At 64.6% G+C, this 17,040-nt stretch carries 11 protein-coding genes; 3 read left to right on the top strand and 8 right to left on the bottom strand.

Annotated elements, in window-relative coordinates; all coding sequences use genetic code 11:
• Positions 1-4 precede the first annotated feature (4 nt).
• Entirely contained in the window at positions 5-910 is a 906-nt protein-coding gene (locus ACXU4B_RS00845) for a LysR family transcriptional regulator (RefSeq protein WP_131406844.1), read from the bottom strand.
• A gap of 986 nt (positions 911-1,896) precedes the next feature.
• Between ACXU4B_RS00845 and ACXU4B_RS00840 the strand changes: the two genes are divergently transcribed.
• The 3 genes from ACXU4B_RS00840 to ACXU4B_RS00830 all read left to right on the top strand — a co-directional run bounded on the left by ACXU4B_RS00840 (position 1,897) and on the right by ACXU4B_RS00830 (position 5,782).
• The gene (locus ACXU4B_RS00840; RefSeq protein ID WP_165583110.1) at positions 1,897-3,606 is read left to right on the top strand and encodes an alpha-keto acid decarboxylase family protein; all 1,710 of its coding nucleotides are present in this window, start codon (positions 1,897-1,899) and stop codon (positions 3,604-3,606) included.
• A gap of 306 nt (positions 3,607-3,912) precedes the next feature.
• Positions 3,913-4,617: an SDR family oxidoreductase gene (locus ACXU4B_RS00835; protein ID WP_131406838.1), complete on the top strand. Its 705-nt coding sequence runs from the start codon at positions 3,913-3,915 to the stop codon at positions 4,615-4,617.
• Positions 4,618-4,693: 76 nt separating this feature from the next.
• The gene (locus ACXU4B_RS00830; RefSeq protein ID WP_131406836.1) at positions 4,694-5,782 is read left to right on the top strand and encodes an alkene reductase; all 1,089 of its coding nucleotides are present in this window, start codon (positions 4,694-4,696) and stop codon (positions 5,780-5,782) included.
• A 13-nt stretch (positions 5,783-5,795) separates the two neighbouring features.
• Here the strand turns inward: ACXU4B_RS00830 and pgaD are convergent, their stop codons facing one another.
• The 7 genes from pgaD to ACXU4B_RS00795 form a co-directional block, all read right to left on the bottom strand.
• Entirely contained in the window at positions 5,796-6,248 is a 453-nt protein-coding gene (gene pgaD, locus ACXU4B_RS00825; protein ID WP_131406834.1) for a poly-beta-1,6-N-acetyl-D-glucosamine biosynthesis protein PgaD, read from the bottom strand.
• Positions 6,245-7,516 (bottom strand): poly-beta-1,6-N-acetyl-D-glucosamine synthase, encoded by a 1,272-nt coding sequence (pgaC, locus tag ACXU4B_RS00820; protein WP_131406832.1) that lies wholly within the window; start codon positions 7,514-7,516, stop codon positions 6,245-6,247. Before pgaC ends, pgaD begins: the two co-directional genes overlap by 4 nt.
• Entirely contained in the window at positions 7,513-9,060 is a 1,548-nt protein-coding gene (gene pgaB / locus ACXU4B_RS00815; RefSeq protein ID WP_458910869.1) for a poly-beta-1,6-N-acetyl-D-glucosamine N-deacetylase PgaB, read from the bottom strand. Before pgaB ends, pgaC begins: the two co-directional genes overlap by 4 nt.
• A complete protein-coding gene (gene pgaA, locus ACXU4B_RS00810) occupies positions 9,060-10,997 on the bottom strand; it encodes a poly-beta-1,6 N-acetyl-D-glucosamine export porin PgaA (RefSeq protein WP_458910868.1) in 1,938 nt (645 codons plus the stop codon). Before pgaA ends, pgaB begins: the two co-directional genes overlap by 1 nt.
• A gap of 110 nt (positions 10,998-11,107) precedes the next feature.
• Entirely contained in the window at positions 11,108-15,271 is a 4,164-nt protein-coding gene (locus ACXU4B_RS00805; protein ID WP_131406826.1) for a response regulator, read from the bottom strand.
• Between the two features lie 36 nt (positions 15,272-15,307).
• The gene (locus ACXU4B_RS00800; protein WP_458910821.1) at positions 15,308-16,567 is read right to left on the bottom strand and encodes a response regulator; all 1,260 of its coding nucleotides are present in this window, start codon (positions 16,565-16,567) and stop codon (positions 15,308-15,310) included.
• Between the two features lie 166 nt (positions 16,568-16,733).
• Positions 16,734-16,982 carry a hypothetical protein gene (locus ACXU4B_RS00795; protein WP_131406822.1) on the bottom strand — a complete coding sequence of 83 codons (249 nt, stop codon included), beginning with the start codon at positions 16,980-16,982 and terminating at the stop codon, positions 16,734-16,736.
• Positions 16,983-17,040: the final 58 nt, after the last annotated feature.

Below are 17,040 nucleotides of genomic sequence, written 5' to 3'. Positions count from 1 at the left end.
ACCGCTACGGGTCTCTATAGCCAAGGCATTCGCGCAGGCGCGGTGTTGCGAAGTCGAGAAACGCGCGAAGCTTCAGCGGAACCTGGCGATGGCCTGGATACACCAGACTGGCGGGCATGGGGAGCGGTTCGAAGGCTTGCAGAAGTCGAACCAATGCCCCGGACTTCAACTGACCTTCGACCTGATCAGACAGCACCCGGATGATGCCCGCATGGGCGACGGCGGCGGTCACGGCAGCCTCAGCCAGGTTCACGGTCAAGCGCGAAGACACTTGCACCAGCCGGGCGGCCCGATCGACGCGAAACTCCCATTTGTCGGCCGCAAGATAGCCTTCGTACGTGATGCAATCGTGTGAGGCGAGTTCCTCCGGATCGTTCGGAACACCTCGTGCTTGCAGGTAACCGGGGCTGGCACAGAGAACGCGGCTGATGAGGCCTATGCGGGTGGCGATCAGGTTGCTGTCGGGGAGTGGTCCAAGGCGCACGGCCACATCGACGTGCTCTTCCAGCAAATTCGTGACGCGATCGCTCAGCTGCAGGCGCGCGCGAATCTCTGGATAGGTAGCGAGGAAATCCGCCAGTATCGGCGCCACGTGATTGCGCCCGATCACCAGCGGGGCCGCGATAACCAGCTCACCTTGCGGCGCGCGATACTCACCGGTCGCTGCACGTTCGGTTTCACCGATATCTTCAAGGATCCGCCGGCACGAGGCGACGTAGTCGCGTCCGGCATCAGTCAAAGTGAGTTGGCGCGTGCCGCGGTGCAAAAGGCGGACGTGAAGGTGTTCCTCCAGTTCCGTGACGCGCCGGCTGACCGTCGCCAGCGGAATGCGCAGCTGGCGACCCGCGGCAGAAAGGCTGCCCGAATCCACCGCCGCCAGCAGTATCGTCATGGCTTCGAGCCGGTCCACAGCCTCTCTCCGCTGAAAGAGTGCCTCGCAAATCTACTGTCTGCCGGACGAATCCGGAAGGGCCTGAGGTTTCCCGCGTGCAGCCCTCCCACAAGTGATCCGCGGCTGGCATGACGGTTCCTCCTTGGGAGCGTTTCCATGTCCAGGTCCACCTACTCCGCCGCTCGCACCGCCTGTCTGCTGGTCGACCCTTGCCACGACTTCCTTTCCCACGCCGGCAAGGTCCAATCCCATGGCAAGCCCACTGCCAACGCAGCCGGCCTTCTCGACCATTCGATCCATGGCGGCCCTCTCCGGCGACTTCCGACAGTCGCTTCACCTCGCTTGGCCTAACGTCTATCGACCGCTTCCTGCGACGCGTGTGCAACCAGGGCTTCCCCGATCAATGGCTTCCGGAAGCCTTGCGCGAAGCTAACTTGCAGGATGATCCGCGACTCGTGAAGAGCCCATGGGCATCCACATCGGGATCCAGCCTGGATACAGGGAGCGCGGCCAGGTTGGTGCAGTTTCAAGTGCAGGAGAAAACGGGTGTGGACCTTATGGCACTGCGTTTTTCGTTAGGGAAATCCATCTCAGGATGCGGTAACGAACCTCATGCCAGTCCATGCGGCCCAGCGATGCCGCGGGAAGGGGTCCGCAGGCAACTGGCCGAATGGCGCGACGCTCTCGTTGGTCCGGTCTGGCGAGGGGTGCTCACTCGTGATCCGGCGTGCCACTTCATGCATGGAGCGATTCCATTTCGCCGTTGGCCGCCAGGCATGCGGTCACGCGCACGCGTCTCGTGGAGGTGGTTTCGGACCTGTGCGGCCAATACCAATACGCACGTTCAAGCTTGACGGACGGACCATGCGGGAGTCCTCGGTCGCCCATACGGTGATGCCATGGGTTCTCCGCGTTCGAAGCCGGCTTTTTGCAACGTTTCTTCAATGACCTGGATGGGGCTTCCCATGACAACCACACAGAACTCTGCTGGTGTCTCACCACGCATGAAGATCGGCGATTTCCTTCTTCGCCGCCTTGAAGAGGCCGGCGTCCGGCACCTTTTTGGTGTCCCCGGCGACTACAACCTTACGGTCCTGCAGCAGCTTCACGATACCGGCTCGATGGAATGGATAGGCACGACGGGCGAGCTGGCCGCCTCCTACGCTGCAGACGGCTACGCCCGGCTAAACGGGTTGGGCGCATTGCTGGTTACCAACGGCGTCGGGGCACTGAGTTCGATCAATGGCGTCGCCGGATCCTATGCCGAGCACGTGCCGGTCATCTGCATCAGCGGTTCGATCCCGCTCCGGTCCATCGACCGCGGGCTGGGGATGCATCACACCATGGCCGACGGCAACTTCGACCATTTTATCGACGCATACAAGCATGTGACCGTCGCGCAGACCAGGCTCACGCCGCGCAACGCGGCCGCCGAGATCGACCGCCTGATCCTCACCGCCTGGCGCGAAAAGCTTCCCGTGTACATCGAGTTTCCATCCGACATCGCCTATCTCGACATCGAGGTGCCGGCAGGCCCACTCGTGCTCGCCGAACACTCCAGCGATCCGGAACGCCTGCGTTCGTGCATCGCCGCGATCGCGGGACGGCTTGCCGCCGCCACCTCGCCGGCGATCCTGGTGGATACCGATGCGGACCGGTTTGGAGTTGCTTCCGAGCTGCTCAAGCTGGCCGAGAGAATCCAGGCTCCGCTGGCGGTGATCAACGCCGCCAAAGGTGTGATCAACGAGTCACTCCCCCTTTACGCCGGCATCTACGGCGGTGCGGCCAGCGAGCCCGGGGTGCGCGAGACAATCGAACACAGCGATGGCCTGTTCGTCGTTGGCTATCGCCCGATCGAAGTGACCACGGGCGATTTCACGGCCGCGCTGCCACCCGACACGATCCACGCGCGCGGGCACTCGGTGGACGTAGGCCACGACAATTTTCAGGCGGTGACACTCAGGGAGGTGCTGCGCGGCGTCATTGAGGCGGTTCCGCAGGCTGCCAACCGCACTCCGCACCGTGCCGCGACGGCCAGCGCCGCGGGATTGGCCGTCGACGGTTCCGCCAGGCTGACCCAGGCCACTTATTGGCAGGCCATCCAGGGCTACCTGCGGCCTGGCGACGTGCTGTACGTCGACAACGGCACGTCCTTTTCGCTGCTTGGGCTGAAACTGCCACCGCATTGCACTTTTATCGGTTCAATCAACTGGGGTTCGATCGGCTATTCCGTGGGCGCCCTGCTCGGCGCGCTGACTGCGGCGCCGGACCGTCGCCATCTGCTGTTGATCGGTGACGGATCCTTCCAGGTCACGGCGCAGGAGCTGTCGACCATACTGCACCACGACCACAAGCCCGTGATCCTGCTGATCAACAACGGCGGCTACACCATCGAACGTGGTTACATCGGCAAGACCGAGCCCTACAACGACATTGCCAATTGGTCCTACGCCAACCTGCCGAAGGTGCTTCGTCCCGACACCACGGCGCAATCATTCGTGGTCAGGACTGGCGAGGAACTGGAAAACGCCCTCAGTGCGCCCAACGACAGGTTGATCTTCGTCGAGTCGATCATGGATCCCCGTGATGCCCCCGCAGCCATCCTGCGCAGCAGCAACCTGGGCGCGGAACTTGACTACGGCCCGACCGGACCGCAGCACCGCGATGGCCTGCAACTTCGTCCACCGGCCACGGCGGCAAGGCAAGCGCTATAGCCACGATGACGCTGCCTGATCACCCGCCGCTCGCCGGATGGACATGGCTTCACTCCGGGCTGCACCCTTTCACCGGTGGAAGGGTGCCTCCCGGATTTGCGGGCTAGTGGATGTATCTGGAAGGGTCTAGTTTTCGCACACGTCCGGAAGGCCTGCGAAAGAGCGGTCTCATCTGGCGACGACCGGCACTCCGGCTCATGGGAGTCCACCAACGAGGTCCTGGCTTGCGCGACAACAGGCCGCGCGAAGGGCCAGGTCGTCATCGAGATCATCTGAGCCTGCCTGCCCCCACCCCTGGAGTCCCTTATGAAGATCAACAACGCCACCGTCCTCGTCACCGGCGCCAACCGCGGCCTCGGCCTGGCATTCACCCGTGAATTGCTCGCCCGCGGTGCCCGCAAGGTCTACGCCGGTGCGCGCGACCCGGCCACCATCACGCAACCGGGTATGCAGCCCCTGCGGCTCGACGTCACCAACCCGCACGACGTGGCGGCAGCCGCCGAACTGGCGTCCGATGCGACGATCGTGATCAACAACGCAGGCATCACCCAGCTCGGCGGCTTTCTTGCCGCGGACAGCGAAGAAGTCACGCGACGTATCTTCGAGACCAATTTCTTCTCGATGCTGCGCATGAGCAAGGCCTTTGCGCCCGTGCTCAAGGCCAACGGCGGTGGCGCGCTGCTCAATGTGCTGTCGGTCGTCTCGTGGGTGAACAGCGGCGCGATGGCAGCCTATGGGGCGAGCAAGTCCGCCGCATGGTCGTTGACCAATGCCCTGCGCAATGAGCTGCAGGAGCAGAAGACGCAGGTGACGGCACTGCACATGGGTTTCGTCGACACCGACCTCGCGCGCGCCTTCGATGCCCCCAAGTCCACGGCCGAAGAGATCGTCAAGCGTGCGCTCGACGGACTCGAAGCGGGCCTGGATGAAGTGCTGGCCGACGAACGCACCCTGCAGGTGAAGCAAGGCCTGACAGCGGCCAGGCCCAGCTACCTGCCGCAGGTCTCCTGAGGCCAGCGTCCGCTCGCCGCGTCGACTCGATGTCGACAGCACGCTTCGCACCTTCCGCACATCCCGAGGATCCGCAATGCTTTTCCAGCCGCTCACCACCACGTCGATCCAGCTCGCCAATCGCACGGTCATGGCACCGATGACGCGCAGTCGTGCCGACGGCGCCAACACGCCCAACGCGCTGATGGCCGAATACTATGGCCAGCGCGCCTCGGCGGGCCTGATCATCACCGAGGGCACGTCGCCGTCGCCCAACGGCCTTGGTTACGCACGGATTCCCGGACTCTTCAACGAGGCGCAGGTGCGTGGCTGGAAGCAGGTCACGGATGCCGTGCACGCCCGCGGCGGCAAGATCTTCGTGCAGCTTATGCACACCGGCCGCGTGTCGCATGCGGCGAACCTGCCTGCGGGCGCCGAAGTACTCGGTCCGATGGGTACGGCGAGCCCCGGCCAGATGCACACCGATTCGCTGGGCATGCAGCCGCGCAGCACCCCGCGGGCGATGAACGAAACCGACATCGCCCACGCCGTCGAGGAGTACGCGACCTCGGCCCGGCTCGCCATCGAGGCGGGATTCGACGGAGTCGAGCTGCATGCCGCGAACGGCTACCTGATCGAGCAATTCATCAACGCCAACGTGAATCAGCGCAGCGACGCCTACGGCGGCAGCATCGACGGGCGCAATCGCTTTGCCCTGGAGGTTGCCCGTGCCACCGCCGCCGCCATCGGTGCCCACCGCGTCGGCATCCGGCTGTCACCCTACGGCGTGTTCAACAGCACGGGCGCATTCCCCGACGTGGAGCCGCAATACCTGGCGCTCGTCCAGGAACTGTCGCGCCTGGGCCTGCTGTACCTGCATGTGCTGGATCATTCGGCCATGGACAATTACATGAGCGCACCGCCGGTGTCGACCGCGTTCAAGTTGCAGCTGCGCGCGGCGTTCCGCGGCTTGTTCATCGTTGCAGGCGGTTTCGACCGCACGCGTGCTGAAGAGGCGCTCAAGGCAGGCCACGCCGATCTCGTCGCCTTCGCCCGCTCGTTCATCGCCAACCCCGACCTGGTGGAGCGCATGCGGACCGATGAGGCGCTCAACACCATGGACCCGGCCACGTTCTACACCCCCGGCCCCAAGGGTTACATCGACTATCCGGCGCTGGCGGCCTGACTCGCGCAGGCCATCAGTCGCGTTCGGTGGTGACGCGGACCATGGCACCGTGCTCATCATGGGTCACGTAAAGGACCTGCTCGCATTGCCAGGCTGGCAGGCACTCGACCGGCATCGGTCCGGCCGCTGCCAGTTGCGCCACGGTAAGCGGCTGCGAGCGATCCCCGTCGAACTTGCCGGGCGGCCCGAAGATCTCCCATACGTGCCGTACGACGAGCACAAGCGTGGACATGAGCAAGGCCGTCAGTGCGATGCGGCTGGCCACGGGAGACGACCGGTAGATGGCCCCCCAGTGGATTGCTGGCAGGGGCAAGTGCAGTCCCATACTGTCCAGTGGAAGGCGCAGGATGGGCAGCAGGATAAGCAGCCAGGAGGCCCACGCGAGCACCGTCACCACCAAGGCGAAGATGCGCCTGACGACGGAGGTCAACTCGGGCCGTTCGATGATCAGCGGGCGCCGGCTCATGGCACCACTCCGCGGTCGGGACTCTGCCAACGAGCTCGTTCCTGCCGGTCCTGCAGCAGTACCCTCGGGATGCCGGCCACGGCAGAGGCCGTGGCAATCAGCCAGTAGACCGCCGGATACCAGATGGCCCACAGGTAGTTGCGCAACAGGTCCCGATCGTAGGGTCTGTCCAGCAGGAATCCGACCAGCATCTGTGCCAGGCAGCTGGTGCCCAGCAGGAATCCTGCCGAGCCAGGCAGCAGGACGGCTGCACTGCCCAGGTCGACATGGATGGCCACCAGATCCAGCACGCGAAACGCCAGTGCGAAAGAGAACAACCACGCCCAGATGATGCTCAGGTAATACTCGATGTACAGCGGCCACAGACGGGCGCAGCGCCAATGGAGCATCTGGCCTGCATGGCTCAGCATCACCTGGGCGCCACCCATGGCCCATCGCAGTCGTTGCTTCCATAAGCCGGCATAGGTCTCGGGCATCAGGATCCAGCACAGTGCCCGCGGTTCAAAGCGAATATCCCAGCCCGCCACCTGCAACTTCCACGAGATGTCGACATCCTCGGTCAGTCGATGATGCGTCCAGTAACCCACTTCATGCAGTGCGCTGCGGCGAAATGCGGATACGGCACCCGAAATGGTGAACATGGCTCCGAGAGCGCGCTGGGCACGCTTGATCATGCCCACCATGGACGAAAACTCGCCCACCTGAATCCGCCCGATCAGGGTCGAGCGGTTGCGCATGCGCGGATTGCCGGTGACGGCGCCGACGGATGCCACTTCAAAGTGCGCGACCAGCCAGTGAATCGCCCACGGATCCAGCCGTGCATCGCCGTCGATGCCCACCAGAATATCGGCCCGGGTAAGCAGCGCGCCCGTATTGAGCCCCACCGCCTTGCCCTGGTTCTTCACATGGTGGATCACCCGCAACCGTGGATGCTGCGCTGCCAGGGCATCGAGTAACTTCTCGGTGTCATCCGTGCTGCCGTCATTGATCGCGACCACTTCGAAGTTCGGATACTGCAGCTCCATCAGCGCGTCGATGGTTTCCTCGATGTTGTGTTGCTCGTTGTAGCAAGGCACGAGCACGGCAACAAAGGGATAGTCCGACAGCAAGGGTGGCTCGCTGACCCGGCGATGGGGATGTCGCTCGTAGCGGAGATAGAAGACCAGCGCGCCCAGCATCCAGATGCATGACATCGTCAGCGGGTAAAAGAAGATGTAGGCCTTGGCAATCTGCACGGCCACCATCCAGGCGTGGGTGATCGGCGTCATGGCCGTGGCTCGTCGCGCAGGGAGAACTCACGCCTGACCTCGTCCGGAACTGCCGTGGGCAGACCGTCAATGGCAAAGTCCCCGAAGCCCCGGGCCTTCAACGCCCTCATCTGCCGTGCCGTGGCGGGAGTGAGCCTGGTCGCATCGAACTGCAGCATCACATGGCCCCTGGCCGCGTCGGGAAGGCCTGCCAGCACATCGTCGCGCGCGGGCAGCCTGATCCAGTCATCGTCGGGCAGCCGGCTCCACAGGCCTGGGTCCGGCAACCCCTGCATGACGTACACCAGATGGATCGGCCAGCGCCAACGCTCGGCGGCATGGCGAAGCTGTTCCGCAGCCATGCTTCCCGGCACCAGTGGCACGCTCAGCCCGGAGAGATTCACCTGCCGCGCCAGATCGCCGACGAGATCCATGTCGCCGAGCCAGTCGGCGGGCAAGTCGACGTAAACCGCGGCGCCCGCGCGCGACTCGATCTGCCAGCCGATGCGATTGAGGAGGTCGGCGCGCATCGGCAGCCGCGCGGTTGGAAACAGGGTCGCCTGATGGGCGGCATCGCCCTGTCGCGGACTGATGAACACCAGGTTGGGTTTCAGGGCAACGAGTTGCTCAAGCGTCACCGAAAGCCGCGCTTCGCCGGCGACGGGCCAGTCGCCGGGATCGATCCGCACGCTTCGCCGCGGATCCGACGGCCAGGTTTGACGGAGGATTTCGGCCAGGGCGGTCAGTGCCATCGGATTTTGCACGAGGTGCCTGCGTAGGGTTGCCAGTGGCGTCTGCGGCGTGTTGACGCCGTCTTCGAGGGTCAGCCCGACGGGCATGCCAAGGCTGGCGGCGACCTGCTGAGACGTGCGGTTGCTTCGCCCGTAGGGCCAGACCATCACGCGTGGCGCCACCTGCATGTGCCCCAGCATCTGCTCGCGTGCCCTGCCCAGGTCAGCCCGAAGTCGTCCGACATAGGCGTCGTCTGTCTCGTAGCGACCGTCCGCATAGACGCGGGTGATCGCGGCCGGCTCGACGTTGCCCATCGGGTTGCCGACGAGGCCCAGGTGCAGCCGGTAGCTGTGGCTGGCGACCTCGACCAGGCCCGATTGCTGCATTTCCCGCAGCTGGCTCCAGCTCACGAAGGCCGCGCCCGACACCTGGCCTTCGCCATAGCTCACCGACTCGTTCGGTGCCAGGTCCATCCAGGAACCGACCGGCGCGACCACGGCCGGATACTTGAACAGCTTCAGCAGCGGAAAGACGCGTTGATGGACGCTCGCGAGGCCATCGTCGAAGGTCAGCAAGATGGCATGTTCCGGCAACGCCGGCCCACCGTTGCGCGAGGCCACGATGGCTTCGATGCTGACCGGGTGGTAGCCATTGGCCTGCAGCCATGCGAACTGCGCGGCCAGGTCGCGCACGCTGATCGCGGTCGATGAATAGGCTTCGGGAGTGTCACCTGTCACCTCGTGATAGCACAAGGCGACAAAGCTGCCGGCGTCGGTCGCACCCAGTGGCCGGCTTATCGCAGCTGCCAGCACGATCAGCAGGATCTGGCGCATCAGAATTGCCATAGCAGCCCCATCTCTGCGCGCAACTGCTTTTCGCGCACGCCGTCGTAAGGCCTCATCACGATGGCAAAGCCATAGTGCCATTCAACGGGCAGGCCCAGTTGCCATGCGTGTGCATAGCGCAGGTAGGTGATGTTCCCGGACGGATAGCCGCTCTCCCAATAGCGCCCGGTGCCAAGCTCCAGGCGCTGGGTGAAGCGGTAGTCGTAGTCCCTCCAGGTGATGAACTCGCCGACACCGGTCAGCATGACATCGTGGTCATGGCGCGGATTGAAATAGCTGACGGTCTGGTCGAGCGAATTGCGCGAGCCGCTGGTACTCAGCAGCATGTCCACCTGCCAGCGGGCATTGCTGAGCCAACGCTGTTGCCACTGGACGAACAGCGCCTGGCGCCGGTTGCCATCCGAGAAATGCGATTCGGTGGCCTGGGCGGAGACGACGAGCGATTCGTTCAAGTGCCAGCTGGCGTCCGCGACCACATCGTTGGCATGAATGCCGTCGCGAACGGCCTTCAGCGGGATGTCGTTGCTGCGGGACGCCGCCCTGGCCTCGAACGTCCAGCGGTCGTCCAGTGCCCAGCGAAGGGCCAGCGCGGCGCCGGCACCACCGACGTTGCCGCCGTTGGCCTCGGCGGCGACACGCCAGTTCAGCCAGCGCCATTCGACGCCAGCGCCTGCGCGACTCCATCGCGTCCACGCATCGGAGAAGTCGGCCATGGCCGTGTAGTCATGGACAAACCACCGCCAGCGCTCGTCCAGTGGCGGGCCGTAGAGGAAGGTGTTTTCGTTCCAGTCATCGCTTCCGAAATAGTTGGAAGCCGTCGAACCGCCCCCGGGCGAGTGCTCGTAGTTCACCTCGACCGACAACTCATAGCCATCATGCAGCGCCATCGAGGTGGCGGCGCGGCGCACCGATGGCGATTCCTGATCCAGCATCTGGGCGCGGCTCAATGACTGTCGCGCAAGCACCCAGTCCTGGGTCTGCAGGGCCGTTTCCGCCAGCTCTCCATAGGCGTTGGCGTCGCACGGCGTCCTGGCAACGAGTGCCTGCTGGAGCTGCTGTGCCGAGCGCGGCCATTCCCGCGCCAGCGACATGGCTGCCGCGGCCTGCAGCACTTCAATATTGTGGGGGGCGTGGTCAAGCCGCCCCGTCAGCCGGTCTTGTGCCTCGTCGAGGAAGCGCGCATTGATGCGGGCACGGTCGGCGAGCACGTCGATGCTCAGTCGCTCCGTGTTGTACTTGTTGTCGAGGTGACGGCGCTCGGGAAGGCTGGCCGCATAGGCATCGATGAAGCGGGTGGCCGACGCATCGTCATTCCTGTCGGACAACGCATAGAACAGCCCGACATGGGCTTCGAAGTCGTCCGGATTTTTGGCGAGCACCTGACGGTACAGACCGGCCGCGATCGACGCCTTGCGCTGGTCGAGATAACTCTCTGCCACCTTGACCGTCGCCCACGGCGGGACCTCTAGCCTGCGTTGCCGCATCGATTCATACAGGCTGACCGCCGCCGCGTAGTGATGTCTCTCCGTCAGGGCCACGATGCGATCGTTCAGTCGACGCAGGTCTTCTCCGTCGGGCGACGCTCCCTGCACGAACTGTCGGTCCAGGGCGTCCGTGGCGGCTATCGCCTCGTCGAGCCGATCGAAGCGGCGCGGTCCGCACAAGGTATCGCGGTCGATGATGCCGTAACGAATCTTCAGGGCAATCAGGTCGCCCTCGATCTGGCGTCGCCCCTGGCTGTCATCCGTAGCCTGGAACGGCGCTGCCTGCGCGTACAGGCCCAGGCGCCGCGCTGCCTCAAAGAGTTCCATGCGGGCACGCGGATCGCCGGGCGCATGGTCGAGCGTCCGGAGACTGTCGCTGATGCGCCGAAGATCATCGTCAGCAAGATCTGCACCGAGTGCGTGCGCCGACCAGACTGACATGAGCATGCAGATCAGCGCACGTTGCCATGGCACGGGGTGCATGGCTCCGGATTTCACGCCTGTCTTCCTCAACCGGGTGTGAAAGATGCCGTACCCCGGGATCGGGCAGCTCAGGCCGAGTGCGCAGCCTCAAGTTTCGCCAGGCCAGCCAGCACGGGAACCAGTGCATCCGTCGTCTTGGCGAGCAGGCGTTCCAGCTCGTCGCCGGGCGTATCCACCCGGCACGCCTGCTCGAGCCCGGCAGCGGCTTCCGCCACGGCCTGCGCCCCGATGTTCGCCGCCGAACCCCGCAGCGTATGCGCCAGCCGGCAAGCGGCGCTCGCATCGGCATCCTGCCGAGCGGCCCGGAACGACTGGTCGAAGTCCGCATAGTCTTCGAGAAACATCGCAAGCAGGCGACGATACAGCGTCATGTTGTGACTGCAGCGGGCCAGTCCGCCCTGGCTGTCGATCTCCGGCAGCAAGCCCATCGCGACGTCAGCCACTGGGCCAGGTCGTTGCGCCTTGCCGGCAACAGTGCGTCCAGGTGCCATCCACTGCGCCATGGTGGAAAACATCGCCTCGACATCGAGCGGCTTGCTGATGTGGTCGTTCATGCCGGCGGCCAACGCCCTTTCGCGATCGCCGGCCATGGCATCAGCGGTCATCGCGATGATGGGAAGGTCCGCCAACCGCAAGCGTTCGCGAATGGCCCGCGCTGCCGCATAGCCGTCCATGACGGGCATCTGGCAGTCCATCAGCACGCCATCGACGTGCTGACCGCTCGCGAGGTGCATCAACGCCTCCTCGCCATCGCGCGCGAGCAACACCTCGATGCCCGCCTGGCGCAGCAACTCCAGCGCCAGTTCCTGATTCAGCTCGTTGTCCTCGGCGAGCAACACGCGGCAACCGGCCAGGGCGGCCATCGCCTGGGCTTGCCGGTCGCGCCGCGGTTCAACCCGTGCCATCGGCTCGATGCCCTCGCTCAGCGCCTGCGCCAGCGAGCTGAGCAACGCAGCTGGCAGCACCGGCTTGGTGAGCACGCCGTCCAGGGTGACGCCACGCTGCCGCGCCCCGTCCAGCGCCTCGTCGCGACCAAAGGCGGTGACCATGACCACGGCCGGCACGTGGGCGCCGCCGACGGCGCGAAGCCGGCCCAGCAACTCGATGCCGTCCATGCCAGGCATCGTCCAGTCCAGCAGCAGGATCTGGTACGGCTGCTGGACTGCCACTGCGTGAATCAGCCGCCGCAACGCCTCGTCGCCACTGCCAGCCAGATCGACGTCAAGCCCGAAGCCCTGCGCCATGCCCGCAAGGATTTCGCGCGCCACTTGATGGTCGTCGACCACCAGGATGCGCTTGCCGACCAGGTCGTCGGCGCCGGGCAGGCGTGGCGCATCCTCGTCCCGCTGACGCCCGAAGCGGGCGGTGAAGTGCATCGTTGAACCCCTGCCCGCCTCGCTCTCGACCCAGATCTGGCCCTGCATCAGCTCGACCAGCTTCCTGCATATGGCCAGTCCGAGTCCGGTCCCACCGTACTTGCGGGTGGTGGAGGAATCGCCCTGCACGAACGACTGGAAAATGTTGCGGCACTGCTCCGCCGTCATGCCGATCCCGGTGTCGCTGACCTGGAAATGCAGGCTGGCGCCATCTTCGCTGCGGGATGCCTGCTCGACCCCGATAACGACGGTGCCGTGTTCGGTGAACTTGATTGCGTTGTTGCCGAGGTTGAGCAGGATCTGGCTCAGCCGCAGCGGGTCGCCCGTGAAGGCCATGGGCAGGTCCTGCGGCACCCGGAACAACAACTCCAGCCCCTTCTCCCCGGCCTTGAGGCCGATCACGCTCGCGACGTGCTCCATCACGTCGTCGAGCCGGAAGTCGACCTGCTCCATGCGCATCTGGCCCGCTTCGATCTTGGAGAAGTCGAGGATGTCATTGATGATGCCCAGCAGATGGTTCGCCGACCGGTGGATCTTCTCGACATAGCCGCGCTGCCTGGGATCGATCCCGGCCTGGAGCGCAAGATGGCTCATGCCGATGATGGCGTTCATCGGCGTGCGTATCTCGTGGCTCATGTTCGCCAGGAAATCGCTCTTGGAACGCGTGGCTTCTTCGGCCAGGTCCCTGGCTCGCTGCATGGCCGCCTCGGCCGCCTTGCGCTCGGTCATGTCCATGAACCAGCCCAGCAGGCCCAGCTCGCCCTCATAATCGATCGGCAGGTAGCTGGCCAGCATGTCGCGCACGCGCCCCTCGCGATCGAGCATGCGAAGCTCGCGGTCGGCGACCGCGCCGGTCCCTTCGAGGCTTTGCCAGATCTGCTGCTTCTCCGCGGGATCGACGTACATGCGCTCGGTGCCCTCGCCCACTGTGATGCCAAAAGTGTCGACGAACTTCGGATTGGCGAAACGCAGGCGACCGTGCGTGGAAACGCCGATGCAGACGGGGCCACTGTCCAGGATGTACTGCAGGCGCTCTTCGCTCTGCAGGACGGCGGCCTCCATGGCGCGACGCTCGCTCACATCGCGTATGGAGGCGCAGACGCAGGCGCCGTCACCATCGAGTGCCGGCAGGAAAGAGAGGCCGATTTCCACCGAGAACTCCTCGCCGTCCTTGCGCATGCCGTGCAGGTCGACATGGCCACGCCCCATCTGGCGACTGATGCCCTGCGCGAAGAAGTGGCTGCGCAGGCCGACATGCCACTCCCTGGCGGCGGAGGGAACGAGCTGTTCGACAGGTGCTCCGTCAAGCTCGCCGCTGGCATAACCGAAGATGGCTTCCAGCTTTGGGTTGACCAGCATGATGATGCCGTGCTGATCGACAATCATCATGCCGTCGGGCGCTGCGTCGATGACGCCGCGGTACCAGGCCCTGGCCGCTTCGATGGTCTCGTGCTGTGCTTCCAGCTCGACGGTCTTGGCCTTCAGGTTGTCTGCGAGGCGCGCCGTCAACTCGGCCTGGCGACGGGTCTCCTCCAGCAACTGCTGCGTGCATGTCGTGCGTTCGGCGATTTCCATGTTCGTGGCAAGTATCGGCAGCAGCTCATCGAGCAGCTCACGCTGGTCGGGGCTGGACGGCGACACGCTGGCCAGCTCCAACACGCCGAACAGATGCTCGCTCCGCACGAGGGGCAAGAAGGAAATTTCGGCCGGGTCAGCCTGTCCGAGGCTGGAGGTGATCCGGACATCATGCGTCGACGCGCCGGTCAGCCGGATGGCTTTGCGGTCGACGGCGCACTGACCGACCAGCCCTTCGCCCAGGCGAAATTCCCTGATCGCGGTGGCAGCGGCGTAGCTTCCCGACAAGCGCAGGCATCCGGCCTGCTCATCGTGGACATAGAACGCGCCATGCCCGAGCCGAAGCAGCGGTGCCAGGGCGGACAGGAAGCGACTCGCCAATGACTCGGCATGATCCATGGACTGGAGCTCGCTGGAGATCGCAGCCACATGGGTCTTCACCCAGCGCTGCCCCGCCATCTGCCTGGCTTCGTCCTGCAAGGCGACGATCGTCCGCGCAAGCTCGCCTGCCTCGTTGGGGTAACTCGTGTACGGAACAGGCACGTCGAACTCGCCAGCGCTCAGCGCCTCGATCGAACGCCGCAAGCCTTCCGCCGGCCGCTGTATGGAGCGGCTGATCAACTTACCGAAGAGGATGCCGACGGCGACCACCAGGGCCAGCAGCCACACCGTCCATTGCACATTGTCATGGAAGCGCCTGGCCGCGTCGGTCACCTCCTGGTCGGCACCCGCCCGCTTCATCTGCTCGACGCGCGCCAAGGCCTGCTTGACGGCGGCATCGCTGTGCCGGAACGCCGACGAGGTGAGCAAGGCGGCGGCCTGGGCATTGGCGGCGGCAGCCGTTGGCGCCGGCGCACGCAGCAGCGTCACTACTTGTTGCACCTGGTTGTTGTAGTTGCTGAATGCGCCTTCGAAATCGGCCAGGTTGCGCTGATTCTCTTCGCGATAGACGCGGGGCCTGGCCAGTTCGATTTCCTGTCGCGTCAGCGTCTCTGCATCGGCAAGCGCCTGCAGTGCGTCGGCCTGTTCCTTGCCGGGGTCAACCAGGACCGCCTGGCGAAGGTATTTCCCCATGTCGGCCAGCGACGCCCCGGCAGCCTCGATATGCACCAGGCCCAGCATGTCCTTTTGATACAACCGGCCGATCTGGTCCCTTTGCAGCCGCTGCACGTTCAGGCTGTAGATGCCAAGCAGGATGGCCAGCAGAAGAATGCCGCCGAAACCCAGCTGAAGGCGTCGCTTCAGGGGCAGGCGCTCCAGTCGTTCGGTAAATGCACTCATGTCCGCGCGGCCCTGGCAGGAGATGGGAACCGGGCATCAAGCCACGCCGCCCTCTCTCAGCCACTTGTGGGCCCGGCGCGGGTCGTCTTCCGAAAAGCGCTCCGCGATGGCCCGGAACTCACCCTGCAACTCCAGGAACGCGTCGACGATATCCGGATCAAAATCGATCCCGCGTTTCGCGGAGATCTGGGCCACGGCCTCCTGGTGCGACATGGCCTTCTTGTAGACCCGCTGGCTGATCAGCGCGTCGTAGACATCGGCAACAGCCATGAGCCGGGCCGACACGGGGATGTCGTCCCCCTGCTGGCCGCGCGGATAGCCACTGCCGTTCCACCGCTCCTGGTGGCCATAGGCAATTTCCTTGGCCAGCCGGAGGAACGGCACATCCATGCCGAGCTGCTCCTCGGCGCGCTGGATGGCATCGCGACCGAGCGTGGTATGCGTCTTCATGACCTCGAACTCCTGCGGTGTCAGGCGTCCCGGCTTCAGGAGGATCTGGTCGGGCACGCCGATCTTCCCGATATCGTGCAAGGGCGCCGACTGGAACAGCAGCCTGCGCGAAACCTCGTCGAGCTCCGCGGCAAACCGCGGGTGATCCTTGAGATGGTCCGCCAGCGCTTTCACGTAATGCTGCGTGCGCCTGATGTGGCTGCCGGTTTCGTTGTCCCGGGTCTCCGCCAGCGACGCCAAGGCCAGGATGGCCACCTGCTGCACGGCGGTGACTTCGGCCGTGCGCCGCGCCACTTCTTGCTCCAGGTAATCGTTCTGGCTGCGCAGGAAATCCGCCGCCGCCTTCAGGCGAAGATGGTTGGCCACGCGCGTCATCACCACGGGCGGGTTGACCGGCTTGCTGATGTAATCGACTGCACCCAGTACCAGCCCACGCGTTTCATCTTCCGGGGCATTGAGCGTGGTGAGAAAGATCACCGGGATATCCCGGGTATCGACTCGCGCCTTCAGCCGCCGGCAAACATCAAAGCCGGTCATGCCAGGCATCATCACGTCAAGCAGGATGAGGTCCGGCTTGTCATCTGCACCGACCCGGGCCAGGGCTTCCTCGCCGTTGCCGGCTTCCGTGACACGGTAAAGCGGCTTCAACAGCTCCGACAGGATCATCCGATTGCCGGGAGAGTCATCCACCACCAGGACGGTGGACTCGTGCGTGAGATCGGATGCGCTCATGTCGACGCTCCTTCGCATGCAGGTGCGTGGGTTTCGATACGCGCAGCTCAAGCCGATGAGCCGGGAGGAAAAGTATAGGCTGACGCCTGCGCGGCGGAACCAGGCACTCGCCACGACGCCAACGGATCAACCACGCCATCCAATCAATCGCGACGTGAATGGCCCGTCGCCGATCGGCATCCGTGAAGGTTTCGTGCACATGCGAGCGAATGCCCGCCGCGCGACCGCCAGGCACACCTCGTCGCGTTGACGTGTTGCGGCTTCATCGCGGGACACGCCCTCAGTACTTCAAGTTCAGTTCCGGCACCTGCTTACGGTTGAGCTCGAACAGTTCCTGGAACTCCTCTTCGGTAAGTTCGTCGGGGGCATAGACCGCCACCGGATCCCACGCATGATCCGTCGGCTGCGGTCGACGAGGACCGCCGCGCAACGAAAACCAGCGCCCGTCACGCTCAAGCAACTCGGGCGCTTCTTCGACGTGATCGATCTTCACGTCGTTGGGGCCGACCAGGAACACGGCGAAGATCATGACCAACTCCTCGTGCAAGAGCGACAACCAGCCCGCCTATGCTAGGCCATGGCGCATG

This window comes from Dyella soli (assembly GCF_054482295.1).
This window is presented reverse-complemented; position numbering and strand designations above follow the sequence as displayed.

What these genes read in the sequence shown, in the direction of transcription:
- ACXU4B_RS00805 (WP_131406826.1), bottom strand. Translation starts at nt 15,271, where the DNA reads ATGAGTGCATTTACCGAACGACTGGAGCGCCTGCCCCTGAAGCGACGC.
- pgaC (WP_131406832.1), bottom strand. Translation starts at nt 7,516, where the DNA reads ATGACGCCGATCACCCACGCCTGGATGGTGGCCGTGCAGATTGCCAAG.
- ACXU4B_RS00835 (WP_131406838.1), top strand. Translation starts at nt 3,913, where the DNA reads ATGAAGATCAACAACGCCACCGTCCTCGTCACCGGCGCCAACCGCGGC.
- pgaB (WP_458910869.1), bottom strand. Translation starts at nt 9,060, where the DNA reads ATGCGCCAGATCCTGCTGATCGTGCTGGCAGCTGCGATAAGCCGGCCA.
- pgaD (WP_131406834.1), bottom strand. Translation starts at nt 6,248, where the DNA reads ATGAGCCGGCGCCCGCTGATCATCGAACGGCCCGAGTTGACCTCCGTC.
- ACXU4B_RS00830 (WP_131406836.1), top strand. Translation starts at nt 4,694, where the DNA reads ATGCTTTTCCAGCCGCTCACCACCACGTCGATCCAGCTCGCCAATCGC.
- pgaA (WP_458910868.1), bottom strand. Translation starts at nt 10,997, where the DNA reads ATGTCAGTCTGGTCGGCGCACGCACTCGGTGCAGATCTTGCTGACGAT.
- ACXU4B_RS00840 (WP_165583110.1), top strand. Translation starts at nt 1,897, where the DNA reads ATGAAGATCGGCGATTTCCTTCTTCGCCGCCTTGAAGAGGCCGGCGTC.
- ACXU4B_RS00795 (WP_131406822.1), bottom strand. Translation starts at nt 16,982, where the DNA reads ATGATCTTCGCCGTGTTCCTGGTCGGCCCCAACGACGTGAAGATCGAT.